The sequence below is a fragment of the Streptococcus mitis genome, from assembly GCF_047459985.1.
GTDB classification, from domain to species: Bacteria; Bacillota; Bacilli; order Lactobacillales; family Streptococcaceae; genus Streptococcus; species Streptococcus mitis_DZ.
Window position 1 is genome coordinate 253,082 of record NZ_JASHHD010000001.1, and the last position, 26,500, is coordinate 279,581.

At 41.9% G+C, this 26,500-nt stretch carries 23 protein-coding genes, 1 other RNA gene and 1 pseudogene; 5 read left to right on the forward strand and 20 right to left on the reverse strand.

Annotated elements, in window-relative coordinates; translation table 11 throughout:
- Window positions 1-140: 140 nt before the first annotated feature.
- The 3 genes from QM959_RS01215 to zapA form a co-directional block, all read right to left on the reverse strand.
- Window positions 141-2,477 (reverse strand): endonuclease MutS2, encoded by a 2,337-nt coding sequence (locus tag QM959_RS01215; protein WP_414370867.1) that lies wholly within the window; start codon window positions 2,475-2,477, stop codon window positions 141-143.
- Between the two features lie 102 nt (window positions 2,478-2,579).
- Window positions 2,580-3,128, reverse strand: a complete 549-nt coding sequence (locus tag QM959_RS01220) for a CvpA family protein (protein ID WP_247935262.1) — start codon at window positions 3,126-3,128, stop codon at window positions 2,580-2,582.
- Window positions 3,125-3,427: a cell division protein ZapA gene (gene zapA, locus QM959_RS01225; RefSeq protein ID WP_000002019.1), complete on the reverse strand. Its 303-nt coding sequence runs from the start codon at window positions 3,425-3,427 to the stop codon at window positions 3,125-3,127. Before zapA ends, QM959_RS01220 begins: the two co-directional genes overlap by 4 nt.
- Before the next feature lie 86 nt (window positions 3,428-3,513).
- Between zapA and rnhC the strand changes: the two genes are divergently transcribed.
- From rnhC to QM959_RS01240, 3 genes are all read left to right on the forward strand, one after another.
- Complete coding sequence (gene rnhC, locus QM959_RS01230; protein WP_247935263.1) at window positions 3,514-4,395, forward strand: ribonuclease HIII; 882 nt, start codon at window positions 3,514-3,516, stop codon at window positions 4,393-4,395.
- Window positions 4,396-4,398: 3 nt separating this feature from the next.
- Window positions 4,399-5,013: a signal peptidase I gene (lepB, locus tag QM959_RS01235; protein ID WP_004245100.1), complete on the forward strand. Its 615-nt coding sequence runs from the start codon at window positions 4,399-4,401 to the stop codon at window positions 5,011-5,013.
- 102 nt (window positions 5,014-5,115) lie between these two features.
- Window positions 5,116-7,482, forward strand: a complete 2,367-nt coding sequence (locus QM959_RS01240; protein ID WP_414370869.1) for an ATP-dependent RecD-like DNA helicase — start codon at window positions 5,116-5,118, stop codon at window positions 7,480-7,482.
- Between the two features lie 161 nt (window positions 7,483-7,643).
- Here the strand turns inward: QM959_RS01240 and tig are convergent, their stop codons facing one another.
- The 17 genes and pseudogenes from tig to QM959_RS01325 form a co-directional block, all read right to left on the reverse strand.
- Entirely contained in the window at window positions 7,644-8,927 is a 1,284-nt protein-coding gene (gene tig, locus QM959_RS01245; protein WP_414370871.1) for a trigger factor, read from the reverse strand.
- 92 nt (window positions 8,928-9,019) lie between these two features.
- A pseudogene (locus tag QM959_RS01250) lies at window positions 9,020-9,676 on the reverse strand (DNA alkylation repair protein).
- Entirely contained in the window at window positions 9,677-10,309 is a 633-nt protein-coding gene (locus QM959_RS01255) for a response regulator transcription factor (RefSeq protein ID WP_153196867.1), read from the reverse strand. It lies immediately after the preceding pseudogene.
- Between the two features lie 13 nt (window positions 10,310-10,322).
- A complete protein-coding gene (locus QM959_RS01260; RefSeq protein WP_414370873.1) occupies window positions 10,323-11,318 on the reverse strand; it encodes a sensor histidine kinase in 996 nt (331 codons plus the stop codon).
- Window positions 11,315-12,013 carry a cell wall-active antibiotics response protein LiaF gene (liaF, locus tag QM959_RS01265; protein WP_414370874.1) on the reverse strand — a complete coding sequence of 233 codons (699 nt, stop codon included), beginning with the start codon at window positions 12,011-12,013 and terminating at the stop codon, window positions 11,315-11,317. Before liaF ends, QM959_RS01260 begins: the two co-directional genes overlap by 4 nt.
- Window positions 12,014-12,089: 76 nt before the next feature.
- Window positions 12,090-13,100, reverse strand: a complete 1,011-nt coding sequence (gene fni / locus QM959_RS01270) for a type 2 isopentenyl-diphosphate Delta-isomerase (protein ID WP_414370875.1) — start codon at window positions 13,098-13,100, stop codon at window positions 12,090-12,092.
- On the reverse strand, window positions 13,078-14,091 hold the full coding sequence (locus QM959_RS01275) for a phosphomevalonate kinase (protein WP_414370877.1): 1,014 nt from the start codon (window positions 14,089-14,091) through the stop codon (window positions 13,078-13,080). Before QM959_RS01275 ends, fni begins: the two co-directional genes overlap by 23 nt.
- On the reverse strand, window positions 14,078-15,031 hold the full coding sequence (gene mvaD, locus QM959_RS01280; protein ID WP_414370879.1) for a diphosphomevalonate decarboxylase: 954 nt from the start codon (window positions 15,029-15,031) through the stop codon (window positions 14,078-14,080). Before mvaD ends, QM959_RS01275 begins: the two co-directional genes overlap by 14 nt.
- Window positions 15,013-15,891: a mevalonate kinase gene (gene mvk / locus QM959_RS01285; protein ID WP_247935605.1), complete on the reverse strand. Its 879-nt coding sequence runs from the start codon at window positions 15,889-15,891 to the stop codon at window positions 15,013-15,015. The genes mvaD and mvk overlap by 19 nt, the downstream gene beginning before the upstream one ends.
- A gap of 274 nt (window positions 15,892-16,165) precedes the next feature.
- Complete coding sequence (gene cbpJ / locus QM959_RS01290; RefSeq protein ID WP_414370882.1) at window positions 16,166-17,161, reverse strand: choline-binding protein CbpJ; 996 nt, start codon at window positions 17,159-17,161, stop codon at window positions 16,166-16,168.
- Between the two features lie 95 nt (window positions 17,162-17,256).
- Window positions 17,257-17,946: a response regulator transcription factor gene (locus QM959_RS01295; protein ID WP_247935602.1), complete on the reverse strand. Its 690-nt coding sequence runs from the start codon at window positions 17,944-17,946 to the stop codon at window positions 17,257-17,259.
- Between the two features lie 11 nt (window positions 17,947-17,957).
- Window positions 17,958-19,382 carry an NADP-dependent phosphogluconate dehydrogenase gene (gene gndA, locus QM959_RS01300; RefSeq protein WP_414370884.1) on the reverse strand — a complete coding sequence of 475 codons (1,425 nt, stop codon included), beginning with the start codon at window positions 19,380-19,382 and terminating at the stop codon, window positions 17,958-17,960.
- Window positions 19,383-19,457: 75 nt separating this feature from the next.
- Window positions 19,458-20,876: a cell division site-positioning protein MapZ gene (gene mapZ / locus QM959_RS01305; protein ID WP_247935600.1), complete on the reverse strand. Its 1,419-nt coding sequence runs from the start codon at window positions 20,874-20,876 to the stop codon at window positions 19,458-19,460.
- 12 nt (window positions 20,877-20,888) lie between these two features.
- Window positions 20,889-22,046, reverse strand: coding sequence for a THUMP domain-containing class I SAM-dependent RNA methyltransferase (locus tag QM959_RS01310; protein ID WP_414370887.1), 1,158 nt, complete (start codon window positions 22,044-22,046; stop codon window positions 20,889-20,891).
- A gap of 84 nt (window positions 22,047-22,130) precedes the next feature.
- An RNA gene (rnpB, locus tag QM959_RS01315) (RNase P RNA component class B) lies at window positions 22,131-22,512 on the reverse strand.
- 20 nt (window positions 22,513-22,532) lie between these two features.
- Window positions 22,533-22,862, reverse strand: coding sequence for a cell division regulator GpsB (gene gpsB / locus QM959_RS01320; protein ID WP_247935598.1), 330 nt, complete (start codon window positions 22,860-22,862; stop codon window positions 22,533-22,535).
- Between the two features lie 72 nt (window positions 22,863-22,934).
- Window positions 22,935-23,462 (reverse strand): DUF1273 domain-containing protein, encoded by a 528-nt coding sequence (locus tag QM959_RS01325; RefSeq protein ID WP_414370889.1) that lies wholly within the window; start codon window positions 23,460-23,462, stop codon window positions 22,935-22,937.
- 66 nt (window positions 23,463-23,528) lie between these two features.
- On the opposite strand from QM959_RS01325, the gene recU reads away from it, so the two are divergent.
- Both recU and pbp1a read left to right on the forward strand, forming a co-directional pair.
- Window positions 23,529-24,125, forward strand: coding sequence for a Holliday junction resolvase RecU (recU, locus tag QM959_RS01330; RefSeq protein WP_414370891.1), 597 nt, complete (start codon window positions 23,529-23,531; stop codon window positions 24,123-24,125).
- Window positions 24,122-26,281 (forward strand): penicillin-binding protein PBP1A, encoded by a 2,160-nt coding sequence (pbp1a, locus tag QM959_RS01335; protein WP_414370892.1) that lies wholly within the window; start codon window positions 24,122-24,124, stop codon window positions 26,279-26,281. Before recU ends, pbp1a begins: the two co-directional genes overlap by 4 nt.
- Window positions 26,282-26,500: the final 219 nt, after the last annotated feature.

The window sequence follows — 26,500 nt, forward strand, 5'->3', positions numbered from 1 at the left end:
CGATTTCCCACTTCTATTAAACTTCATTCGGTGTTGGTATTTAATTGATTCTTATTTTACAAAAAATGTTGGCTTTTGTCAATGTTTTAATTAGTAAAAATTAGTTCAGCAGTTTTTACTTTATGAAGTCCGAAATACTGCTATCCTTTAAAAGTGACAATGGTTGCACCACTGCCTCCAGCATTTTGCGGGGCATAGCCGAAACTCTTGACATGTTTGTTTCTTTGCAAGTATTTGGTGACACCTTCACGGATGACACCTGTTCCGATACCATGGATGATATCAACTTGAGCCATATTGTTAAGCAAGGCTTGGTCGATAAAGGCATCTAGCTCATTCATGGCCTCTTCATAACGTTTGCCTCGAAGGTCCAGTCTAGCTTGTGGACCACGACCAGAAGTTCGTTTCACGACATTGACTTGTTTCTTCTTGACCTGTTTTTCTTGCTGGGCTTGAACAAGGTCAAATTCTTTCTCTTCTAAGGTCATCTTGATCAAGCCGACTTGGGCTTCCCAACGGCCGTCCTTGAGTTGACTGGTCAAAGTACCACGCTGTCCATAACTGAGAACCACGATATCATCTCCCACCTTTGGAGCTCGTTTTTTCTTGGCCTTTTGAAGGACCTTGTTTTTAGACAAATCTACTTTTTCAGGAGCCAATTTTTTCAGTTTGGCCTTGGCTTCAATGATTTCATGGGGCTTGAGTTGGGATTTACTGTGGAGATTTTTGAGAATCTGATCACTTTCACTTAGGGCCATGTCCACAATCTCAGCAGCCTGTTCACGCGCCTTGTTAAGCTCGGTTTCCTTTTCACGATTGAGCTCGTTGTAAAGTTTTTTGAGAGCACGGTTCATCTTGAGATTTTCTTGCTCCACCTCACGGATATTGTCCAAGCGTTTGCGACTCTCTAGCATCTGCTCTTCCAGTTGCTCAATAATCCGATTGACATCATTATCCTGATCGACCTGCTGACTGGCATCTCCTACGATAACTTCAGATAGGCCTAGACGTTTAGCAATTTCAAAGGCATTGCTTCGGCCAGGCACACCCTGCATAAAGCGATAGGTCGGGCGAAGAGTTGCAGTATCAAACTCCATGCTGGCATTTTGCACAAAGGCTGTCTCAATACCGTAGGCCTTGAGCTCTGGATAGTGGGTGGTCGCCATGGTCTTGACTTGACGCAGGCGCAGGTCCTCCAGAATAGCCATGGCAAGGGCGGCTCCCTCTTGAGGGTCTGTACCAGCCCCCAACTCATCCAAGAGTAGAAGTGAATGCTGGTTGACCTTGCCAAGAATATCCACGATGTTTGTCATATGGCTAGAGAAGGTAGACAAACTCTGCTCAATAGATTGCTCATCTCCAATATCGGCAAAGATTTCTTCAAAAATACCAACACGACTTCCCTTATCTGCTAAAATCGGTAAACCAGACTGGGCCATAACTTGCGTCAATCCCAAAGTTTTGAGCATGATGGTCTTCCCACCTGTATTGGGACCTGTAATAACAATGGCTGTTAAATCTTGACCAAAATGGACATCATTCGCGACGGCATTTTTGACCAAAGGATGGCAAACATGGAGCAGTTGAATCTCTTGATTTTCTGACAGCTGAGGAACGACTGCTCGTCTCTCTTGAATAAAGCGGACCTTGGCACGAATCAAGTCCAAATGGCCGATAATCCAAGCGTCATTAGCAATCTCAGCCGCATGAGGGCGGACACGCTCCGAGATTTCTTGAAGAATGCGAAGCATTTCATAGCGCTCATCTGCTCGCAGACTAGCAATTTCTTCGCTTAGTTTGACCACCTCACGAGGTTCGATATAGACGGTATTTCCACTAGCAGAAATATCATGAACGACCCCTGCAATCTTATTGCGGTAGGTGTTTTTGACCGGTAAAACCTGACGGCCATTTCTGCTGGCAACAATTCCTTCCGTCAACATCTGCGCTTTTTGCTTGAGCAGGTCTTGTAAAACATCGCGTACCTGACTCTCGCTATCATGGATTTTTCGACGGATGCGCGCTAGTTCTTCACTGGCAAAATTTTCAATGAAACCTGCATCATTAAAGGCTTGGAGATTTCCTTGTAATTGCGGAAAATCATGTAATTTCTCAAACCAAAGAGCTAATTCTTCCAAGCTGACATTTTCCAGATTGGCATAAAAACTTTGCAGTTCTCGGCTAGCAAGAAGCACACGCTTCAAGAGTAGGAACTCCTCGATATTGAGGTCTGCCCCCATCTCCAACCGCTTGCAGAGTCCTGAGATTTCCTTAGTTGCGAGAATGGTAAAATGCGGTTGCTCAACAAAAAGAGCCTGCATTTCCTTCATCTCAGCAAAAGCCTGTTTGATTTTATCTGCTTTAGCAGTTGGAGCCAGCTGTCTTAGTTGCTCCAAGCCCTGCTCTGTCAACAAATGGGGTTCAAACAAGGCCTTGACCTTATTGAACTCTAATGTTTCTAATATTTTCTTGTTCATCTTTATTTCCTTGTCTTTGAATGTCTAGGTGTGATAGCTTTTTACATTCTGATAGATTCGAGTCAATCTGTAAACAAAGGGCTAGGAAAATTCCTGCCCTTTTTATCCGATTAAATTTGTCACCCAGATTTGTTTGAGCCAACTAGTTGTTACTGGTATGCTCTGGATGACGTGTTTTGCGACGATACTCTTTTCAAGAGGATTTTGTATAGCTGCCATGGGGATGGTCGCTAGTATTGTCAAGACCATTTGTAAGACAAATAAGGTCACCAACATGGACAAGATGCCTGCTGAAACTTGGAACAACTTACCACCCAGTTTTTTACTAGGAATCAAGTGTAAGAGGAGACCAAGCAAACGACCGATGCTATAGACAATCCCAAATACAAGCAAGTAGCCAATACCTGCGTAAAAGACCTTATCCAACTGAAAAAGTTGATCCGATGGGAAGAAGAAAGTTCCCTGACCTTCCTGCGGATTTGCATAAGGGAGCAATAAATGGAACTGCTCTCCAAGACCCTTATAAAACTGGCCAGCCATAAAAGCCGATGCCATAGCTGAAATCAGGTAATAAACCTGTAAGAGCAGACCTCGCCGATAGCCGATATAAAATCCCCAAGCCAAGACCAATAGAAGAAGGAGTGAAATCATAAGGAATCCTCAATCTTGCTCTGTTCTTGCTTGCAAGTCACAAGCTTGTGGCGGAGCTCTTCTAATTCTTGCTCCTTATCATCAAATTCAATCTCACGACTGAGCTGAGTTGACAAACAGTTAACTGCCAACAAAAGGGCGATGGTTTCATCATCTGCACTAGGCATTTGTTCTTTAATTGCTTGATATTTTTCTGTCGCAACCTTAGCGATTTCCTCCATAAAGAGATTGTCATGTTCGCTTGTCAAAGTTAATGATTTTTTCCCGAATGTAAATTTGAATCGATTTAGATTTGCCATAAAATTCACCTCACGATATTATACCAAAATTCGCTAACTTTGTCAGTTTTTACAAATTTGCCTGCTTTTATGGTACAATAGAAACTATGGCAAGTATCACACTCACACCAAGCGAAAAGGAGATTCAGGCTTTTCTTGAACACTACCAAACCAGTCTGGCTCCCAGTAAAAATCCCTATATCCGCTACTTTTTGCGACTACCTCAAGCAACAGTTTCTATCTATACTTCTGGAAAGGTCTTGCTTCAGGGTGAAGGGGCTGAGAAATACGCTAGTTTCTTTGGCTATCAGGTTCTAGAGAAAACCAGCGGACAAAATCTTCCTTTGATTGGGACAGATGAGGTGGGAAATGGTTCCTACTTTGGTGGGCTTGCAGTTGTGGCTTCCTTTGTCACACCTGACCAGCATGACTTCTTGCGAAAACTCGGTGTGGGGGATTCCAAGAATCTGACCGACCAAAAAATCCGTCAGATTGCCCCTATCCTCAAGGAAAAAATTCAGCACCAAGCACTGCTTCTCTCACCCAGCAAGTACAACGAGGTTATCGGAGACCGCTACAACGCTGTTTCTGTTAAGGTTGCCCTCCATAATCAGGCTATCTACCTCCTTCTTCAAAAAGGTGTTCAGCCTGAGAAAATTGTGATTGATGCCTTTACCAGTGCTAAAAATTATGACAAGTACTTGGCACAAGAGGCCAATCGTTTCAGCAATCCTATCAGCTTAGAAGAAAAGGCTGAAGGCAAATACTTGGCTGTCGCAGTTTCTTCCATCATTGCGCGTGATTTCTTTCTGGAAAATCTTGAAAATCTGGGACGAGAACTAGGCTATCAACTTCCAAGCGGAGCTGGAACGGCTTCTGATAAGTTGGCTAGCCAGATTTTACAAGCCTATGGTATGCAGGGACTTAACTTCTGCGCCAAACTGCACTTTAAAAATACTGAAAAAGCGAAAAAACGCTTAGAAAGGTAAGTTATGAATTCATTTAAAAATTTCCTAAAAGAGTGGGGATTATTCCTCCTGATTCTGTCATTACTAGCTTTGAGCCGTATCTTTTTTTGGAGTAATGTCCGCGTAGAAGGACATTCCATGGATCCAACTCTAGCGGATGGCGAAATCCTCTTTGTTGTCAAACACCTCCCTATTGACCGTTTTGATATCGTGGTGGCCCATGAGGAAGATGGCAATAAGGACATTGTCAAACGCGTGATCGGAATGCCTGGCGATACTATCCGTTACGAAAACGATAAACTTTACATCAATGACAAAGAAACAGATGAACCTTATCTAGCTGACTACATCAAACGTTTCAAGGATGATAAACTTCAAAGCACATACTCAGGCAAGGGATTTGAGGGAAATAAAGGCACTTTCTTTAGAAGTATTGCTGAAAAAGCCCAAGCCTTCACAGTTGATGTCAACTACAATACCAACTTTAGCTTTACTGTCCCAGAAGGAGAGTACCTTCTCCTCGGAGATGACCGCTTGGTTTCGAGTGACAGCCGCCACGTAGGTACCTTCAAAGCAAAAGATATCACAGGAGAAGCTAAATTCCGCTTCTGGCCAATCACCCGTATCGGAACATTTTAAGAAACCTAAGAGGCCGAGAATCAAGAATCTCAGCCTCTTCTTCTATCGTGAGAAGATGGTTATTCACTACCCAACTCTCACCTATTCATGCAAAGGAATTTTATGGAAGTTTATTTTTCAGGAACCATTGAACGGATTATTTTTGAAAATCCCAGCAATTTTTATCGCATCCTCCTCCTAGAAATCGACGATACGGACGCAGAAGATTTTGATGATTTTGAAATCATTGTCACGGGCACTATGGCTGACGTGATTGAGGGAGAAGACTATACTTTTTGGGGACAAATTGTCCAGCACTCCAAGTACGGGGAACAACTTCAAATCAGCCGATATGAACGAGCAAAACCAACTAGCAAGGGGCTGGTCAAATACTTTTCAAGTAGCCATTTCAAGGGGATTGGTCTCAAGACAGCTCAGAAAATTGTGGATACCTATGGCGACAATACCATTGACGAGATTTTGCAACACCCAGAAAAGCTAGAAGGCATCGCAGGACTCTCTGCCAAAAATCGCGAGGCGTTCGTCTCCACTCTTCGTCTCAACTACGGAACGGAGATGGTCTTGGCCAAACTAGCCAACTATGGTATTCCCAACAAACTAGCCTTTCAGATTCAAGACTTCTACAAGGAAGAAACTCTTGATGTGGTTGAAAATTATCCCTACCAGCTGGTTGAGGATATAAAGGGTTTGGGCTTTACTATTGCTGACCAATTAGCCGAGGAACTAGGCATCGAAAGTCAGGCTCCTGAGCGCTTCCGTGCCGGTCTAGTTCACAGTCTTTTTCAGGCTTGTATGGAAACAGGGGACACCTATGTTGAAGCACGGGATTTGCTGGAACAAACCCTTACTCTCCTTGAGTCTTCCCGCCCCGTGGAACTGGATCCCAGCCAAATAGCCCAAGAACTCTCCCACCTGATTGAAGAAGATAAGGTTCAGCAGATTGATACCAAAATCTTTGATAATAGCCTCTTTTTCGCTGAGGAAGGCATCCGTAGTCACTTGGTTCGTATCCTTGAAAAAGGAAGACAAAAGAGCCAAGATTTGGAAACCATTCAAAAACATATCACTACTGTCGAGGAAGAACTGGGTATTAAGTATGATAGCATTCAAAAACAAGCTATCTGTGATGCTATCCAGAATAAGGTCTTTATCCTGACAGGTGGCCCTGGTACTGGGAAGACAACTGTTATCAATGGGATTATCGCTGTTTATGCCCTCTTAGAAGGACTTGACCTCAGAAAAAAAAGCAACCTGCCCATTCTTCTGGCTGCTCCAACTGGACGAGCAGCTCGGCGCATGAATGAATTGACAGGTTTACCTAGCGCTACCATACACCGCCACTTGGGAATGACAGGGGACGATGATACCAGTCATCTGGAAGATTATCTGGATGCCGACTTTATCATCGTGGATGAATTTTCTATGGTGGATACTTGGCTGGCCAATCAACTCTTCTCCAACATCTCTTCTAACAGTAAGATCCTCATCGTGGGTGACAGCGACCAGCTACCGTCTGTCAGCCCTGGACAAGTTCTAGCGGACCTGCTTCATATTCCCTTGATTCCTCAGACTCGCTTGGAAAAAATTTATCGACAAAGCGAAGAATCAACCATCGTCACCCTAGCTAGTCAGATTCGACAGGGTATCTTGCCAGCTGATTTCACTCAGAAAAAAGCAGACCGTTCCTACTTTGAAATTGCTAGTGGCCATATTCCTGCTACGATTGAGAAAATATTAGGTGCTGCCCTCAGGAGTGGTATCCCTGCCCGTGATATCCAAGTTCTGGCTCCTATGTACCGAGGGACGGCAGGGATTGATGCTATCAACCAGCTCATGCAAGACCTGCTCAATCCACCACAAAAAGACCAACTCAGTTTTGAAGCTCCCCAGTGCCACTATCGTAAGGGAGACAAGGTCATTCATTTGGTCAACGATGCTGAAATCAATGTCTTTAATGGGGATCTAGGAGCTATCACAGACCTGATTCCGAGTAAATATACCGAGTCAAAGCAAGACGAGATTGTCATTGATTTTGATGGCAATGAGGTCTCTTACCCGCGTAACGAATGGTACAAGATTCGCTTGGCCTATGCCATGAGTATCCATAAGTCCCAGGGAAGTGAGTTCCCTGTTGTTATTCTACCTATCACCAGTGCTAGCAGGCGTATGCTGGAGCGCAATCTCATCTATACAGCCATTACACGCGCCAAAAGCAAACTCATCTTACTAGGCGAATTACAGGCTTTCGACTATGCTACCCAGCACATCGGAACTGCCCGAAAAACCTATCTGATTGAACGATTCAGCGATTTAATTGAAAATGTTGAAGAAAAGCAACCAGCTATCTCCGAAACTGCCACATCAAGTGACTCTGATCAATCCTACATCCTAACCGAAGAAAACTGGGATAGCATCCCAGCCATGATTGGGATTACAGACGCAGATCTCAAAGAGATTTTTGGAAAATAGTGCACAAGAAAACCCACCAATTCAGGTGGGATTTTTGTTTATGAATACTCAATGAAAATCAAAGAGCAAACTAGGAAACTAGGAAACTAGCCGCAGGCTGTACTTGAGTACGGCAAGGCGACGTTGACGTGGTTCGAATTTGATTTTCGAAGAGTATAAGATTATTTAACTGTTGCTGTGCTTGTAATCAACTCAACAGCTTTTTTGATTGTGATATCGTGTTTCAACATATCAGCTGAAAGCAAGCTTTGTACTTGAGCAACTTCCATGTTGTAGTCTGTTGCCAATTGTTCAACTTCTTTTTGGATTTCTTCTTCTGAAGCATCAAATCCTTCAGCTTTCGCAACTGCTTCGATAACAAGGTTAGTCTTAGTACGTGACTCAGCTTCTCCCTCGTATTGTTTGTGAAGATCTTCTTGAGTAGTTCCAGTGATTTGGAAGTACATATCAGGGTCGATACCTTGACGTTGCAAGTTTCCAAGGAATTCGTTTACTGAACGGTGAACTTCTTCGTGAATCATTTCTTCTGGAAGTTCTACGATTTCAGCGTTTTCTACAGCTTTATCGATTGCTGCACCTTCTACTGCATCTTTGTAAGCTTCTGCTTTAGCTTCAGCCAATTCCTTGCGGTATTTTTCTTTCAATTCAGCAAGTGTTTCAACTTCTTCATCGATGTCTTTTGCAAGCTCATCGTCAAGAGCTGGAACTTCTTTAGCTTTTACTTCGTGGATAGTTGTTACGAATTTAGCTTCTTTACCTGCAAGGTCTTCTGCTTGATAGTCTTCTGGGAATGTTACGATAACATCAACAGTTTCACCAGCCGAGTGACCTACCAATTGGTCTTCGAAACCTGGGATGAATTGACCTGAACCAAGTCCAAGTGAGAAGTTTTCACCTTTTCCGCCATCAAATTCAACACCGTCGATAGAACCAACGAAGTCGATGACAACAGTGTCGCCGTTTTCAGCAGCAGCTTCCTTGATAACCAATTCAGCCAAGTTGTTGCGTTCGCGTTCGATACGCTCTTCAACGTCAGCGTCAGTTACTTCTTTTTCTACATCAACTGATACTTCAAGGTTTTTGTAGTCACCCAATTTTACTTCAGGTTTTGTAACGACTTCAGCAGTGATAACCCAATCTTGACCTTTTTCCATTGAAGTTACGTCAATTTTTGGTTGAGCAACCACTTCAAGGCCAGCTTCTTTTACAGCTGCTTCATAAGCGTTTGGCAAAAGAGCGTTCATAACGTCTTGGTAAAGCGACTCTTCACCAAATTTTTTGTCGAAGATAGGGCGTGGAAGGTGACCTTTACGGAAACCTGGAACATTAAGAGATTTCTTCACTGAGTTGAAGACACGGTCCAATTCTGGTTTGATTTGGTCTTGAGAGATAGTGAAAGTCAAGACACCACGGTTTGTTTCTTTGTTTTCAAATGATACAGACATTCTGTCATTTCTCCTTAAAATTTTTTAAATACAGTCTATTATAACATAAACGAGTGAATTTTTTCAAGTAACGAATGCGCTTTTCAATCACTCTAGAGGTACTTGCTTGCTTCTTTGATACTAAGATCAGCCATTCTTTTCTTGTTTTTCTCAATGAAACCTGCTACCCAAGTTGGATTGGTTTTGGAGTAGTCTCTTAGAGCCTAGCCAATGGCTTTATTGATAAAGAATTCTGTTTGGTTCAAATTATGAAGCAGAATCTTTTCCATTAATTGAACATTGGTCTTCTCTTTTCTTAACAACTGGTGGTCAATAGCGACCCGTCTCAGCCAGATATTATCTGATAGGCTCCATTTTAAGATTATTTCTTCTAGTTCAGGGTGGTCATACACCAAACTCCCTACTACTCGATCTAGGATATCTACGGTATCCCACCAGGATTTTGTGACGACTAACCGCTCAAGCTTAGGTAAATCGTTCTCCGTTAGATAAGACTGCATGGCTTTCAAATAATTGGCAGCCACATACTGGTATTCTCTAGATTCTTTTTCCCAGCAAGTGTCTACAAAATCCCAATCGATAATCTTTGTTTTTTTCGCTTTTGGAAAGTATTTTTTATAGAGTGCATTTCTTTCAGGAGCCGCAATACCTAGGAAGAAAAATTGATGGCGCATATAGGATTCCATGGGCCCTGCCTTTTTTGAATCTTTTGCTGCTTCTAGCTCAACAAGTAAATCTGTTAGACTCATCTAAAACTCCTCATGCCCTACCAAATGATGCTGAAAGGCATAGACTGCAGCCTGGGTACGATCGCTGACTTCAAGTTTGGCAAGAATGTTAGACACGTGGGTCTTGACCGTCTTGAGAGAGATAAAAAGTTCGTCTGCGATGCGCTGATTTTCATAGCCCTTGGCGATGAGTTGAAGCACATCTCGCTCACGCGCAGTTAGCTCCTCATGAAGCTCCATATGATTGCGGTGATATTCGACCTTCTTGCTGACCTCCTGCTCAATGGCCAACTCGCCAGCAGCCACCTTACGGACGGCATGAAGTAATTCGTCAGCACTAGAAGTCTTGAGCATATAGCCCCGAGCACCCGCATTCAATACTGGCATGATTTTTTCATTGTCCAAATAAGAGCTCACAATCAAAATCTTGGCTTCAGACCATTCTTTGAGAATGGCCAAGGTCGCGTCAATTCCATTCATTTCAGGCATGACGATATCCATGACAATGACATCTGGACGCAGTTCCAAGGCCAAATCAATACCTTGAGACCCGTTTGCTGCCTCTCCCACAACTTCTACATCATCTTGGAGGTCAAAGTAGCTTTTCAAACCCAATCGGACCATCTCATGGTCATCTACTAGTAAAATTTTCATCTTTACTCCTTTATCATTCCTTATCGAGCAGGGGAATACGGATGTCAACCGCCAGCCCTTGCTTGGGAGCTGTTAATAACTGAACCGTCCCTGCCATATCTTCAACCCGCTCCTTGATATTGCGGAGTCCATAACTCAGGTCATCTAAATTCCCCAGTTGGAACCCAATCCCATTGTCCACCACCTTCAGTTGCAATTCAAAATCTGTCTGATAGAGATAGACGTCCAGACAAGATGCCTGGGCATGTCGTAGGGTATTGCTGATTAACTCTTGCAGGATACGGAAGATATGTTCCTCGATTTTCTTAGGCAATTTCGTCACATTTTGCTTGAGACTAACCTTAAGATCACTCTTGTCCTCAAGCTCTTTTAAGAGGATTTGGATTCCCTCAACCAGACTCTTCTGCTCCAACTCAACCGGCCGCAAATGCAAGAGCAAGACCCGCAAATCCTTCTGGGCGGTTTCTAAAATAGCTGTGACACTCTGCAACTGGATCTGCATCTTTTCTCTGTCCAGTTTCAAAACCTGCTGGCTGACACCTGATAAAATCATGTGGGCCGCAAACAACTCCTGACTGACCGTATCGTGCAAGTCCCGAGCAATCCGCTTCCGTTCCTTCTCTATAATCTCCTCTTCCTGAGCAAGACTCTGATTTTCAGCCTTTTGAAGAGCTTCTGTCAAAAGGTTAAGTTTCCCAGACAAGGACTTGAAACTGGCATCCAAATCTGGATCGGCAACCTGAACCACTTCTTGCCCTGCCAATAAACGCTTGAGATTAGCCTGCATTTTTCTTAGAGAAAGCTCTTCAATACCTCGCCAAAATAGGGCTAAGAGACAGGTCATGGACATGCTAAAGACCAATAACAAAAAGACAAATTTTTCTGTTTTTTCGACATCGTGCAGGAAAATAGACCAGTCAAAATCAAGAATTTCCATCAAGCTGTGGGAGAAAAATAAGACAAACAGGATGGAGGTGAGAGCAATAATGACATAAGCTTGTTTTTTCATCCTCTGACCACCTCCACATCCCCAATCATAGTGGTCAAGAAAATTTTGACACTCTTGTTACTCTTAAGATAGTCTCTTGTTTCTTGATGATAGTGTTCATTTCGGAGGGCTCGCTTGGGTTGGTTGAAAAAAGTCAAATCCCCATAGAGACAGTTAACGCTAAGACTGACTTCCACATCTACAGGTACAATGATTTTGGTCGTGCCTATCATCTTTCTGAGGATAATGACATTATCATGATTGGTTAGGATGACCCTCTCCAGATGAATAGTGTCCTTCCCCATGAAACGAAAGAGATTGATATCATCAAACTTGCAAGTCTGGTAGCTTGAAAAATGATGGAGATTTCCAAACCAACGATTTTTCTCCTTCTTAACCGTTACCACCTCTTCAAAAACTAAATTGGTCTGCTCTTTTTCCTGGTTCATCATCGGATAAAGAAGAAAGAGGCTATAGATGACCGCAACAAAAATAGCTAGAATCACAAAGGGATTGAGCATAACGATGAAAAAGAAGAGAATGGTTGTCACTACCAACAGAAGGTTATTTCCCTCTTTACCAGTGTAATAGCGAATCAAAAGCAAAAAGAGGAATAGAATCAGCAGAAAACGCGAAAAATGCTCTGAAACCATCAAAATCAGAGCTCCTGTCAAAAGACAAGCTTCGATAAATAAAAAGATTTTAAATTTTCTCATAGGTTCATCCTCTCCCTTCTATTTTATCACAATTCAAAAAAGGCACCTCAGTCTGAAGATGGAAAAAAGGCGGTGGTTACGCCTTTTTCATCTGATCCTTTGCTTCTTTTAATTTTCCATAAAGAAGATAGTCTACTTTTTGTAAGTCTGCTATGGTGGCACAATTAAGGGCACACATAATCAAGCGTAAATCTGTTTTCCAGCCTTGGACAATGTCAATCACTTCTTCAACTGTGTAGGTTTCAACCAATTCCAAAACTGTTCGAGACAGTCCTACGGCCTTGGCACCAAAGACCAAGCACTTAATCATATCCAGCGGATTCCGAACCCCTCCACTGACCAAGAATTCGACCTTGTCTTTCCAGTCTTGGGCATTGAGAAGGGCTTGCATGGTGGACTGCCCCCATTGATTGAGGTAATCACGTTGACCACTGCGACGGTTTTCGATATAAGCAAAGCTAGTACCACCACGACCCGATAGGTCCACAGTTCGAACACCCAGTTCATAGGCTCTTTCAATAGTCTTGGCATCCATTCCAAAGCCCACTTCCTTTAGGACAATAGGAACGGGAATTTGCTTGCTATAGTCTGCTAGATGCGATTTCCAGCTTCTAAACGTTCTTTCTCCTTCAGGCATGAGTAATTCCTGCATGACATTGACATGTACTTGCAGGAGAAGAGGATTCATTTCTTCTACAGTCTGAAGTCCTGACTCGACAGGCTTGTCCAATCCAATATTGGTTCCAAGGAGGAGATTTGGATGACTAGACTTGACAGAAAAAGAGTCATCTGTTGGATCCTTTAGCGCTACGCTATAAGAACCCGTTACAAATAAAATCCCGCAGGCCTCTGCCACCTGGGCTAATTTTTGATTGATTTCTCTGCCCCGATCACTCCCACCTGTCATGGCGTTAATATAAAAAGGAAAGTTCCATTTACGCCCTGCAAATTCTGTCGAAAGATCAATCTCATCTAAGTCATATAAGGGTAGTGAGGAGTGGATTAACTCCACCTCATCAAAACTATTATAAGAACTTTTTTGTTCAAGGGCATAGCGGATGTGCTCATCCTTCCGATTTATCGTCATGTCCTATCCTTTCTTGATACAAGAGCTCAATCCCTAGATTAGCCCAGCGTTTTTTCAGTAATGTGGTCGAGTCTTGGTCAAAACTGAGAGCAATCCCACAGTCTCCACCACCAGCACCACTACTTTTTGCAACAGCTTTTAAGTCTCGGCTAGCATTTTTTAATTGCCTGAGCGAAGGTGTGTAAATATCTGAACTCAAGCCTTCTAAAAGCAGACTAGCCTGATTTAGCAAGTCAATGATTTTATCTTCTTGACCTGCATGTAAAGCCTTCACCAAAGAGCTCACAGTTTCTTTTGAAGCCTGCAAGAAGCTAGCATTCATATTATCCTTGATTTGCTTGACCATATGACTAGACACAGCTACTTCCTTGGTCCAACCCACCAAAAAATCAAATTCTAAGGCTGGTTGCACTTGTGAAATTGAAAAGCCCCAATCACGCTCCAGAACTGTCGCCAAGTTTTCTTCTTCCAACCAAGTAGCCACCTTCTGGCGATCAAATGACTGGTAGGCAACCAAATCCTCTGCTACAATACAGGCAAGGTCTCCCATGGAACCATTGTCTCCTCGCTTGAGCAAGACAGCACTGGCTAGCTTGAATAAGAGAGTCTGATCAACTGAAAGATTATACAGAGTCAGTAGGGCCTTGATAACCAAGACAACGACGCTACCGCTAGAACCCAGACCAAACTTTTTCCCTTCTCGTTCCATTTTTCCACGGATTTCTAGAGAAAAAGGTCGCAAGGTCTGGCCATGATAAGTCAGGAAATCATCCACTAAGGCAATCGTTTCTTGAATCAAGCTGTAGTCAGGATTTGGTGTCAAATCAACTGCGAACTCAAACATATCTGAATAGATACGGTAACTATCAGAAAAAGCAATCTCCCCCTTCATATAGATGGGAATGGCCTTTATCAAGGCCAATTGCCCTGGCTCTAAAATAGCATATTCCCCTGCCCAATAGAGTTTTCCGCATGTTTTAACAGTAATCATCTTGGCTCAAATCCTTTGTTTTTGACACAATCAAGCGATAACGTTGACCAAAGATTTCTGATAAATGCTCCAAGTCCTTCTCCTGACAGAGGACCTTGACATTGGGACCGGCATCCATGGTAAAGTAGCAGGATTCTCCTTGCTCTCGAAGCTGGCGGACAAAGTCCATGGCTTCATAAGAAGCATCGGTCAGATAAGAAAAGGCTGGTGATGCTGTTTCTGTAGTAGCGTGCATAGCAAGGGCATTTTTCTCCGTTAATTCCCCAACCTTGGCAAAGTCATTTTCCTTGAGATAAAGAAGCATATCCTGATAGTCTTTCTCAGACTGACGCACCCAGTCATCAAAAGTCGTCGATGTTTCCACACAAAGTTTCATCCCATCACGGCTAGAAATTGGTTTTTTCTTGTCTTCTAGCACCAACATAATCATAGCTAGTTTCAAGTCTGTCTCTACAGGGTAAATTTCTCCACTATCCTTATCCCAGGCTCCTAGCGGTCCATAAAAACTCCGAGAAGAAGACCCTGAGGCAAACTTGGCTTCCTGCGCTAACTGGCTCCGAGTCAAACCAAGTTTGAAATAGGCATTGCAAGCCTTGACCAAGGCGGACAAACCACTAGAACTTGAGGATAAACCCGCCGCGGTAGGCATATTGTTTTGAGTATCAATACGGATAAAACCCTCACCATCTGGACGGTAGCGGTCAATAATTTTGCTCATCTTGTCATGTTCCGCCTCATTTTGTAGCTGGCCATTGATATAAAAGGCATCAGCTGTCGCATCCGTCGGCAGAGATGATAAAGTCGTCTCCGTGTACATATTTTCCAAAGTCAGAGAAATACTGCTAGTAGCAGGCACCATCTCTTTTTCTTTTTTCTTTCCCCAATATTTGATAATAGCAATATTTGCGTAGGAACGTACTGTTACAGGCTCTCTATCCATGTCTGAACAGCTCCTTTCTCTTCTAATCTTTCTGCTAATTCTTGTGCTTGTGTCAAATTGTCTGCCAAGGCTATGATACAGCCTCCCAGCCCACCACCGCTCATCTTGGCACCCAGAGCATCATGGCTAAGAGCCGTTTCAACCAAAGAGTCTGCCTCAGGACTACTGACACCAATTTCTTTTAAATGTAAATGCGCTTGACTGAGGATTTGTCCCAATCTTACAGCATCTTTTTGTGAAATCGCATCTTCTGCCTGCTGGGTCAATTCCCCCAAGGAATGTAAAAACGGCAGGGCATCCTTGCCCTTGCTTTGAACCACTTGGATAGCTTCACGAGTATGACCATAAACGCCCGTATCGGCAATGACCAAATAGGCTGATAAGTCCATCTCAAGCTCTGTAAATCCTACATTCTTAATAAAGCGAATAGGCTGGTCACTGAGACAGGTCTTAGCATCCAAACCGCTTGGATTCATATGGGCAATCATCTCAGCCCGATTGACCAAGATTTCTAGTACATCATGAGGTAGTTCTGCTTGATAGTAGTCAAATACCGCACGAATGGCTGCTATGCTGATAGCTGCTGACGAACCCATGCCCCGTTTCTCAGGGATAGCCGAGTCAATTTCACAGCGAATGCAGGCTTCTTTGATATCCAAATACTCCAGCGAAGCATACACCGCCATGGACAAGGTATCCTCCTCATAAAGACGCCAAGGTCTTTCTGCAGGGACCACCTTACAAGTCACCTCCACCTCCAAAAGAGGCAGGGAAATAGCAGGATAACCGTAAACGACCGCATGCTCCCCTATTAAAATAATCTTACTATGTGCCTGACCGACACCAACTTTTTTTGTCATATTTTCCTTTTACTAGACGAAAAAGCCGTCTTATACTCAATGAAAATCAAAAAGCAAACTAGGAAGCTAGCCGTAGGTTGCTCAAAGCACAGCTTTGAGGTTGCAGATAAGACTGACGAAGTCAGTTACATATACCTACGGTAAGGCGACGCTGACGTGGTTTGAAGAGATTTTCGAAGAGTATTATTTTTCATACAAATATTTATTCTCTCCTATCTATTTTATTATATTTTCACAAAAAAAGCGATTGTTTCCTTCACAATCGCCTCTTTCATTATTGAACCCATTCGCCATTATAATTGACAGAATAGCCATCTACAGTCGTATTCACTGCCAAAGCACCTGAGCTATAAGCATAGTACCATTTTCCATTGACCTGGAACCAGCCTGTTTTCATATCGCCATTACTTGCATTTAGGTAGTACCAAGTTGAACCATCTTGATACCAACCAGTTGCCATAGCTCCTGATGAATGGAGATAGTACCACTTGTTACCAAGGTTTTGCCAACCAGTTTTCATATCACCATTTTGAGCATCAAGATAATACCACGTTGAGCCATCTTGATACCAACCAGTCGCCATAGCCCCTGATGAACGGAGATAGTACCAGTTATTACCAAGATATTGCCAACCTGTTTGCATAATGCCAGTTTCTGGATCTAGATAGTACCAAGTTGAGTTATCATTTATCCAACCTGCACGTCTTTCACCACCAATATAGTTTTCTCCATTAATTTCAGTTTTAGCTAGATAATACCAATTAGACTGGTCATAAAGCCAACCTGTCTCTAAAGAATGATTCTGATTAAAGTAATAGTTCGTGTAATAACGCTTCTCTTCTTTATCTTCTGAATCTTCACGTTTTTCCCCGTACTTTCTTCCAACACTATCTTTTGTTTTAATCTCTAATGCTTTCCAGCCTACAAACTCTTGTAGTACCCCATTTTTATCGAAGTAGTACCATTCTGGCATTGGGGAACCTTCTAATCTTATACCATTAGGGTAAGGACCAATTGTATATCCTTTAACTGGCATTGGAATGTACTGCCAACCAACAACCATTTCACCATTATAATCAAAATAATAGGTCTTGCCATCAATCACTCGCCAGTCCGTTTCTTTGATGTCACCCTTCTTGTAGTAGGTTCTACCATTTTCTTTGACAAATTGCCAACCTTCTGAATCATCTGCAAATACTGTATTTGTAACCAGCAAACCGAAGAAAAAGACTGCTAATGCAATTTGCATCAATTTTTTTATTGTTTTCATTAGATTTTCCTCCATAACTAATTGTAGCAAAGACCAAACTATATGTCAATATGTACAATCCTCAAAAAAGCAGTTACATGACTGCAACTGCTTTTCTATTCTTGCATGGTGTACCCAACACCACGCACGGTTTTAATGTAGCTTTTTTGACCTTTTACATCAAGCTTGCTACGTAGATAACGGATATAGACATCCACGATATTGGTTTCGGTCGCACTTTCATACTTCCAAACACTTTCCAACAACTGTTCACGAGTTAAAACCTTCTTGCTTCCCATAAGAGTCGCTAAAAGATCGTATTCCCGGCGTGTCAGAGCAATCATCTCATCACCACGATAGACAGTATGGTTTTCAACATCCATACGCAGATTACGATAGGATGTTGGAACTTTCATCTGGCTACAATGTTGGTCAATGAAGTCCCGACCTCGAAAAATGGCTGAAATTCGTTCTACCAAATTTTCTATAATCACAGGCTTATAGATGTATGAAACAGCAAAACGCTGGATAGTTTCAAGTTGGTCTTGCAACCCTTCTCGATGGTCCAAAACCATGATCACTGAGGCTGGTTTTGTCCGACTCAGCTGTTCTGCAAAAGCCTGGGCTGTCATATCCCCTAAATGAGCATTCAGTAAAATCAAGTCATAGTCTGTCTGAAGAGCCATGGAAAGGGCATTTTTGCCCTCTTCTACCTGATCAACTCGGTATTGCTCTTTTTGGAGTTCCAGACTTAAAAAATGAGCTAGATTTCTTTCTTTCTCAAGTAATAAAATCCGTTTCCCCATGGCTGACCTACTTATTTTTCGTCATACCAAGAGTAGTGGAATGTTCCTTCTTTGTCTTTACGTTGGTATGTATGGGCACCAAAGTAGTCACGTTGTGCTTGAATCAAGTTAGCTGGAAGATCCGCTGAACGGTAGCTATCAAAGTAAGTGATAGCTGCTGAGAATGTCGGCACTGGTACACCAGCTTGAACCGCAAGAGCTACGATATCACGCACTGCTTGTTGATACTTAGCAGTAACATCCAAGAAGTACTCATCCAAAAGAAGGTTAGCAAGGTCTGCATCACGGTTGTAAGCATCAGTAATCTTTTGCAAGAAACGAGAACGGATAATACAGCCATCACGCCAGATAGATGCGATGTCTGCAAATGGCAAGTTCCAGTTGTTTTCTTTAGAAGCTACACGCAATTGAGCAAAACCTTGTGCGTATGAAATGATTTTTGAGAAGTAAAGAGCTTGACGGATTTTTTCAATCAATTCAGCCTTATCCCCTTCAAACTTGAAGGCAGCTGGTTTTGGAAGCACCTTGCTAGCATGTACACGTTCTTCTTTGTAAGTTGAAATGTAACGTGCAAATACTGACTCAGTGATGAGTGACAATGGCACACCAAGGTCAAGTGATGATTGGCTAGTCCATTTACCAGTTCCTTTGTTACCTGCAGCGTCAAGGATGTAATCTACGATTGGTCCATCTTGACCTTCATCGTCTTTACGGTTCAAGATATCAGCTGTAATTTCAATCAAGTAGCTGTCCAATTCACCCTTATTCCACTCAGTAAAGATTTGAGCCATATCTTCTGCAGAAAGGCCTAGCAAGTGTTGCATCAAGTCATAGCTTTCTGCGATCAATTGCATATCACCATACTCAATACCGTTGTGAACCATTTTCACATAGTGACCAGCTCCATCAGGACCGATGTAAGTCACACATGGTTTGCCATCTTCTGGTGCTTTAGCTGAGATTTCTTCAAGAACATCCGCAACCAATTCGTAGGCCTCTTTTTGTCCACCAGGCATGATAGAAGGACCTTCAAGGGCACCTTTTTCACCACCAGAAACCCCAGTACCGATAAAGTTGATACCTGAGTTTGCCAATTCTTCATTACGACGGATGGTATCCTTGTAGAAAGTATTTCCTCCGTCAATCAAGATATCACCTTTATCAAGGTGTGGAAGAAGGGCTTGGATTGTAGCATCTGTACCAGGTCCAGCTTGAACCATCAGCATAATACGACGAGGTTTTTCGATTGAGTTTACAAAACTTTCAACGTCATAGCTCGGTACAAATTTCTTTTCAGGATGGCAAGCAATCACATCTTCAGTTTTTTCTTTACTACGGTTGTAAATAGCAACTGTGTAACCACGAGATTCAATATTAAGGGCAAGGTTACGACCCATTACGGCCATACCAACGACACCAAAGTTAGCTTTTGTCATTTGACACTCCTCTTGTTTAATTTGTTTTATTTTATCATTTTTACTTTTGAAAAGAAAGAATTTTGTAACGACTGCTTAGTAGTCCAAGTCATCCGCATGCCCAGAACCATTTCCAACAAAGTAGCCTGTCTTACAATTAAGGGTAAAGAGATAGGTTCCATCTGGCTTGTAGAGGTTGTAATAACCATTGCCATTAACGATATTGACACGTTCGAGGATGTATTGGTTACCAGTGATATAACCACGCGAACGTGAAGTCGCTAAAATTTGTTCCAAGACACCATCCGCAAAATCCCAGGCCGAGTTGTTACTATCATCAATAGCAGACTGATTATAGGCAACACGACTGGCACTTCTTTGAACAGCAACTCCTGCACTTGATACACCCATATTGACTTCACTGCGAGTACTTCTAGTTTCATTTGATGTAGTATTTGAGCTACTTGGGCTTGTCTCACTAGCAATATTTTCACTTGCTTGACTAGAGCTTGAGCTGCTAGTTTCACTTGAACTTGAGCTCGAAGTGCTGGTTTGCTGGCTCTTACCAAGGCTAATAGCCTTATCTAGCACTTTATCAAGCTCCGTATTTCCAGTTTTAATATCTGTAAATTTAGCATCCGATTTTGCTTTAGCATTGGTATCCAAAACACCATCCACAATAGCTGGCTTCTCAAATTGAGCATTGACATCTTGGATAGCCTTGATTTGCGTTGCTAAGCTATCATATTTCGATTTGGCAAGCGTATATTCACGACTACCTTCTAGCTTATCAAGCAAGGTCTTGAGTTGACTCAGTTTATCAAACTGGCTATTCTTCAAAGCCGTTTTATTGCTATCTGTGTAGAAAGCATCATATAAATTATTGAATTCTTCTACATCTGACTGCGTGTTTGTAGTTGATTGAGAAGTCTGGATTTCCTTGGTTGAACGAGCTACTTGACGATAAACATAATAACCAGTTCCAAGGATAAGAACCACTAAGGCTGCTAGAAGCCCATAAAGTACCCCTTTCTTCTTACTTTTTCCATCTTCACTATCTGTCACTCGAGAACGTGTGAGGGACTCTTCCGCTCCGACCAATTGTACCTCTTCAGTCTCAAATTCTTCAACAAGAGGAGCTTCTGAAACTCGTGTTAATTCTAAATCATCAAACTGACTCAATTCATCTTCTGGAGCTAGAGCAGTTACTCCTGTTTCCTCACGAAGCTCTTGAAGCAAATTATCCAGAGTCTGAGTCTCCTCTATCTCCTCTACCTCTTCTTTTTCAACTAAATCATCCTTGCTAAACTGACGCGTTTCAAACTTATCTGCCTCAATTTCATCTTTATGTTGTTTCACATACTTGTCCAAGATAGAATCTCCAGGCAATACACCCGCTTCCACCTCTTCATTTTTTCGCATGGCTTCTCCAACTGTTAGCTCTTTGGCATCATCAAAATCAAATTGCGCTTCTTTATGTTCTGTTTTATGACGATTACGTCTTTTCTTACTCATGAGTTTTCCTTTCTACTTTACTTCCTGACGTTTAACGCGCTGACCAAAATATTGATACAAATCAACTTTTAAGGTTCCATTGTACAACTTACGTTTCTTATCCGCCTGACTACCGTACTTGATCTCAAAGGCTTCATCACTAGTTAGGATAAACTTGCTCCAGGTTTTTAGCGGTGCAAATACTTGACCCATTTCCGCATAAAGCTTGGTCACCCCTGCATCATCTGACAAGCGTTCACCATAAGGCGGATTGGAAATAATCACACCATTGATTTTATCGGAACGTAAATCCTGCACGCGCATCTGCTTAAAGGTAATATCTCCTGCAACACCTGCCGCCTGAGCATTAGCCTTAGCAATTTCCACCATGCGAGCATCAATATCACATCCCATAATATCCAGTTCCAGCTCACGATCCACTTTTTTAGCCGCCTCTGTGCGCACTTCTTGAATCAAGCGATCGCTAATCCAGTTCCATTCCTCAAAAGCAAAAGAGCGACGAAGTCCTGGAGCCATCTTTCTAGCAATCATAACTGCCTCAATACAGAAAGTCCCCGAACCACAGGTCGGATCAATCAAGGGCTTGTCTGGGTACCAGTTAGAGAGTTGTAAAATGGCTGCTGCCATGTTTTCCTTGATAGGAGCGCCACCTTTTTCGGTACGATAGCCACGTTTAAAGAGGCTAGTCCCTGTCGTATCAATCATGATAGTTGCCACATCTTTGAGAATAGAAACCTCAATCTTAAACTCAGGACCATTTTCCATCAGAGGAACGCCTTCTGGACGGGCATAGTGTTTTTGCAACTTCTTAACAACAGCCTTCTTAGAAATAGCCTGTACACTTGGCTCATTGTGAAGTTTAGATTTAACACATTTGGCTTTTGAAATCGGGAATCGAGCCCCAAGCGGTAAATAATTTTCCCAATCTAGGGCGAAAACTCCTTGAAAGAGCTCCTCAAAAGTCTTAGCTGGGAACGTCCCAACGATAATCTTGATACGATCTGCTGCCCGAAGCCAGAGGTTGGTTTCGATGATGGCTCTCGCATCTCCTTGAAAACGAACACGACCGTTTTCAACCTGACAATCGTAGCCCAACTCTCGCACTTCACGTCCCACAACAGCTTCAAGACCTGCTGCAACAGTTGCAATTAAATTAAATTCTTTTTTCATTTTACAGTCTTGCAAGACCTTTCTATATGTCCACTTTAAAAAATGAGGTTGAGAAAATTTCTCAGCCCCAACCTATATGCAATTTTCTATAAGCCATGTTTTGTTCCAGAAGTGACTAGGACCACTTCCTTCGATAATCATCTGTCTACCACTAACAGCCTAGAGCTGATAGCAGTCAGAGTACTACGTTCGTTTCCGTGTACTCCATGCCCCGACCAAAATTTGGGTTGCTAGCTTGAGGGGTTTACCGCGTTCCACTCTCTCCGTTTCCAGAAAGACTCCGTCACTGTGGCACTTTCAAGCCTACTCTGGCCTATCCAAGGACTTAGCCATTTCAACTGCCGTAACGATTTCTCGTCCCTAGGCTTATGGTTTCGCCTAGCACAAACACTACAGGCATCACAGCCTGTGCTAGCATGGACTTTCCTCATGAAAAGAAACTCTCCTCACGCGATTATCCAAAAATTGCACTTTTCAAATAAGCTCTTATAGATCAGAGTTATCCAAAATTTGTTTACCAAATACTTCTTTCTCAAGACGATTCAAACGTTTCAAAATATCAAAATTCGTCATAGAAGTTGTAGCTGTCATTTCAAGAGGTTCTGCTTGAACCGGTGCAGATTCAGGTTTGCGAGATAATTCTCCCTTCAACTCTGCAATTTCTTGACGGAGAGACTTGACCAAGGCAGCATAAGTTTCATAGTCCTTGATGACATCGTCCAAAAATTCATCAACTTCAACCTTACTATATCCACGGACTTCACGTCCAAACTCTTGCTCAAAAATATCTTTTGCTGAAAAAATAATACTTGCCATCTCTCTCTCCATTCTCAGTTTCTAATAGTATTATTATATAAAAAAAAGCAAACAAAAATCAAGGTCAAAGGCTTACTTTTCAGAAAAATTTTCTGCCATCTCATTTAAGTCTTCAAAGGTTAGCCTTTTTATGCGATAACCTTCCTGATTTGTCATCAAGTTGTCCATAAATTTTAATTTGGTCTCATTTTCTGGGTCATAGAAAAAATAGGCTAAATCAGTATTTGCCAGTAAAAACTGCTGGTAATCTCTTAACTGCCCCTTGTGTTCATAGCGAGGATAAGCATATTTGACAAAGTCTACCTGCTTAAATTGGCTAAGCTTAACCTGATTCGCTTCATTCCAATTTTCCCCGTGTGTTTCAAAATCAAAAATAGTCGCTAGGCTAAAATCATACTCGTCTTTCATTTCATTTGCAACGTCGAGAACCCAAGATTCAAATCCCAAGTTCCCTGTAAAGACCAGCCATTTAATCCCTTCTTCTGCTAAACTTTCTAGATCACGACGAATGGCTTTCTTTATAATTTTTAACCTGATCTCTTTTTCATTAAACAAACCCAAATCGAAGTTAGAATAGCCCATAATTAAAGCTGTAGTCATTTTTGCACCTTTCTTTATACTTTTATGGTATAATAGAGTGATGTTATTGTACCAATAAGGAGAAATATGGTCAACTATCCTCATAAAATTTCATCAAAAAAAAGACAAACATCCATTTCTCAACCAAAAAATTTCGCAAATCGAGGAATGACTTTTGAAAAGATGATCAACGCTACAAACGACTACTATCTGACGCATGGTATGGCAGTTATCCATAAAAAACCTACACCAGTTCAGATCGTTCGAGTAGACTATCCACAACGAAGTCGAGCAAAGATTGTAGAAGCCTATTTTAGACAAGCTTCCACAACGGATTACTCTGGCGTATATAGAGGACATTACATTGACTTTGAAGCCAAAGAAACGCGTCAAAAGAATGCTATCCCAATGAAGAACTTCCATCTTCACCAGATTCAACATATGGAACAAGTTCTAGAACAGCAGGGCATTTGCTTCGTACTGCTTCATTTCTCTTCTCAACAAGAAACTTATTTGTTGCCGGCACTTGATTTGATTCGCTTTTATCATCAAGATAAGGGTCAAAAATCAATGCCACTTGGATATATTCAAGAATACGGATATTTAGTAAAGCAAGAAGCTTTCCCTCAAATTCCCTATCTCGATATTATCAAAGAACATTTACTAGGTGGTAAAACAAGATGAATAAACAAATTATTCTGCGATTTTTAAAGTATATTGGAATTACATTCCTTACCTTATTTATCGCATTATTTCTATTAGGTGGAGGTACCTTCCTCTACTTTGTTAGCAAGGCTCCAGCCTTATCTGAAAGTAAATTAGTTGCGACAACCTCTAGCAAGATTTATGACAATAAGAACGAACTGATTGCTGACCTTGGATCTGAACGTCGCGTAAATACTCAAGCAAATGAAATCCCTACTGACTTGGTCAAGGCCATTGTATCTATCGAAGACCACCGTTTCTTTGATCATAGAGGTGTTGATACTATTCGTATCCTTGGGGCAACTCTGAGAAATCTCCAAGGTAGAGGGGGACTTCAAGGAGCTTCAACCTTGACTCAGCAATTAATCAAATTAACTTATTTCTCTACTTCGACTGCCGATCAAACCTTGTCACGTAAAGCTCAAGAAGCTTGGCTAGCCGTTCAACTAGAGCAAAAAGCAACCAAGCAAGAAATCCTGACCTACTACATCAACAAAGTCTATATGTCTAACGGTAACTATGGAATGCAAACCGCAGCCCAAAATTACTATGGCAAAGACTTGAAGTATTTAAGCTTGCCACAGTTAGCACTCCTAGCCGGAATGCCTCAAGCACCAAACCAATATGATCCATATTCCCACCCAGAAGCTGCTCTAGAGCGTCGGAACTTGGTACTTTCAGAAATGAAGGGACAGAAATACATCAGTGCAGAAGATTACGAAAAAGCTATTAATACGCCTATCACTGACGGCCTCCAAAGCTTGAAATCAGCCAATAGTTATCCAGCTTATATGGACAACTATCTCAAAGAAGTAATCGACCAAGTCGAACAAGAAACTGGCTACAACCTTCTTACCACAGGTATGGAAGTCTATACTAATGTCGACAAAAATGTTCAACAGAGACTTTGGGATGTATACAATACAGATGAGTACGTTGCTTATCCAGATGATGAACTTCAAGTAGCTTCTACCATCGTCGATGTAACAAATGGTAAAGTCATTGCTCAGTTAGGCGCCCGTCACCAATCAAGCAATGTATCTTTTGGAGTTAACCAAGCCGTTGAAACTAACCGTGACTGGGGTTCTACTATGAAACCAATCACTGACTATGCTCCCGCCTTAGAATATGGAGTCTATGACTCTACTGCGTCTATTGTACATGATGTTCCTTATAACTACCCTGGTACTGACACTCCAGTCTACAACTGGGATAAAAGTTATTTTGGAAGCATTACAGTACAATACGCACTACAACAATCACGTAATGTCACAGCAGTTGAAACTCTTAATAAGGTTGGTTTAGACAAAGCAAAAACTTTCCTCAATGGATTAGGTATTGAGTATCCAAGTATACACTATGCAAATGCCATTTCAAGTAATACAACTGAATCCAACAAAAAATATGGTGCAAGTAGTGAAAAAATGGCTGCTGCCTACGCAGCATTCGCTAATGGTGGTATTTACCACAAACCAATGTATATCAATAAAATCGTCTTTAGTGATGGTAGCGAAAAAGAATTTTCTGATGCTGGTACACGAGCTATGAAAGAGACTACTGCCTATATGATGACTGAAATGATGAAAACTGTTTTAACTTACGGAACAGGACGTGGAGCCTACCTACCATGGCTTCCACAAGCAGGTAAGACAGGTACTTCTAACTATACTGACGAAGAAATTGAAAAGTATATCAAGAACACTGGCTACGTAGCTCCAGATGAAATGTTTGTGGGTTATACTCGTAAGTATTCTATGGCTGTATGGACTGGATACTCAAATCGTTTAACTCCAATCATTGGAGATGGTTTCCTAGTTGCTGCCAAAGTTTATCGCTCAATGATATCGTATCTATCAGAAGATGACCATCCTGAAGATTGGACAATGCCTGAAGGATTATATAGAAACGGGCAGTTCGTATTCCAAAACGGAGCCAGAAATACATGGAATATTCCTGATACACAACAAACAGTAGAAAATTCCTCTACAACAACTGAAACTTCAACTACACAGGCAAGTACGACTGTTGGTCAACAACCCAATAACTCTCCAGTAACTGATCCTAATCAAGGACAAGCTGGTCAAGCTGTCCAACCAACGTCACAAAATCCACAAGTTCAACAACCACAACAGTGAGATGAAAGAAAATCCTGAGAATAAAAACTCAGGATTTTTTCTATAATAATACTCAATAAAAATCAAAGAGCAAACTAGGAAACTAGCCACAGGCTGCTCAAAACACGGTTTTGAGGTTGTGGATAGAACTGACGAAGTCAGTAACATATATACGGCAAGGCGACGTTGACGTGGTTTGAAGAGATTTTAGAAGAGTATAAAATACATTTCGTAATATCG

Excerpts from the sequence above, each read along its gene's own strand:
- tig (WP_414370871.1), bottom strand. The coding sequence starts at position 8,927 with ATGTCTGTATCATTTGAAAACAAAGAAACAAACCGTGGTGTCTTGACT.
- QM959_RS01220 (WP_247935262.1), bottom strand. The coding sequence starts at position 3,128 with ATGATTTCACTCCTTCTTCTATTGGTCTTGGCTTGGGGATTTTATATC.
- gndA (WP_414370884.1), bottom strand. The coding sequence starts at position 19,382 with ATGACAAAAGCTAACTTTGGTGTCGTTGGTATGGCCGTAATGGGTCGT.
- mapZ (WP_247935600.1), bottom strand. The coding sequence starts at position 20,876 with ATGAGTAAGAAAAGACGTAATCGTCATAAAACAGAACATAAAGAAGCG.
- mvk (WP_247935605.1), bottom strand. The coding sequence starts at position 15,891 with ATGACAAAAAAAGTTGGTGTCGGTCAGGCACATAGTAAGATTATTTTA.
- QM959_RS01240 (WP_414370869.1), top strand. The coding sequence starts at position 5,116 with ATGGAAGTTTATTTTTCAGGAACCATTGAACGGATTATTTTTGAAAAT.
- QM959_RS01255 (WP_153196867.1), bottom strand. The coding sequence starts at position 10,309 with ATGAAAATTTTACTAGTAGATGACCATGAGATGGTCCGATTGGGTTTG.
- QM959_RS01260 (WP_414370873.1), bottom strand. The coding sequence starts at position 11,318 with ATGAAAAAACAAGCTTATGTCATTATTGCTCTCACCTCCATCCTGTTT.
- gpsB (WP_247935598.1), bottom strand. The coding sequence starts at position 22,862 with ATGGCAAGTATTATTTTTTCAGCAAAAGATATTTTTGAGCAAGAGTTT.
- pbp1a (WP_414370892.1), top strand. The coding sequence starts at position 24,122 with ATGAATAAACAAATTATTCTGCGATTTTTAAAGTATATTGGAATTACA.
- QM959_RS01275 (WP_414370877.1), bottom strand. The coding sequence starts at position 14,091 with ATGATTACTGTTAAAACATGCGGAAAACTCTATTGGGCAGGGGAATAT.
- mvaD (WP_414370879.1), bottom strand. The coding sequence starts at position 15,031 with ATGGATAGAGAGCCTGTAACAGTACGTTCCTACGCAAATATTGCTATT.
- rnhC (WP_247935263.1), top strand. The coding sequence starts at position 3,514 with ATGGCAAGTATCACACTCACACCAAGCGAAAAGGAGATTCAGGCTTTT.
- QM959_RS01325 (WP_414370889.1), bottom strand. The coding sequence starts at position 23,462 with ATGACTACAGCTTTAATTATGGGCTATTCTAACTTCGATTTGGGTTTG.
- lepB (WP_004245100.1), top strand. The coding sequence starts at position 4,399 with ATGAATTCATTTAAAAATTTCCTAAAAGAGTGGGGATTATTCCTCCTG.
- zapA (WP_000002019.1), bottom strand. The coding sequence starts at position 3,427 with ATGGCAAATCTAAATCGATTCAAATTTACATTCGGGAAAAAATCATTA.
- QM959_RS01310 (WP_414370887.1), bottom strand. The coding sequence starts at position 22,046 with ATGAAAAAAGAATTTAATTTAATTGCAACTGTTGCAGCAGGTCTTGAA.
- cbpJ (WP_414370882.1), bottom strand. The coding sequence starts at position 17,161 with ATGAAAACAATAAAAAAATTGATGCAAATTGCATTAGCAGTCTTTTTC.
- recU (WP_414370891.1), top strand. The coding sequence starts at position 23,529 with ATGGTCAACTATCCTCATAAAATTTCATCAAAAAAAAGACAAACATCC.
- fni (WP_414370875.1), bottom strand. The coding sequence starts at position 13,100 with ATGACGATAAATCGGAAGGATGAGCACATCCGCTATGCCCTTGAACAA.
- liaF (WP_414370874.1), bottom strand. The coding sequence starts at position 12,013 with ATGAGAAAATTTAAAATCTTTTTATTTATCGAAGCTTGTCTTTTGACA.
- QM959_RS01295 (WP_247935602.1), bottom strand. The coding sequence starts at position 17,946 with ATGGGGAAACGGATTTTATTACTTGAGAAAGAAAGAAATCTAGCTCAT.
- QM959_RS01215 (WP_414370867.1), bottom strand. The coding sequence starts at position 2,477 with ATGAACAAGAAAATATTAGAAACATTAGAGTTCAATAAGGTCAAGGCC.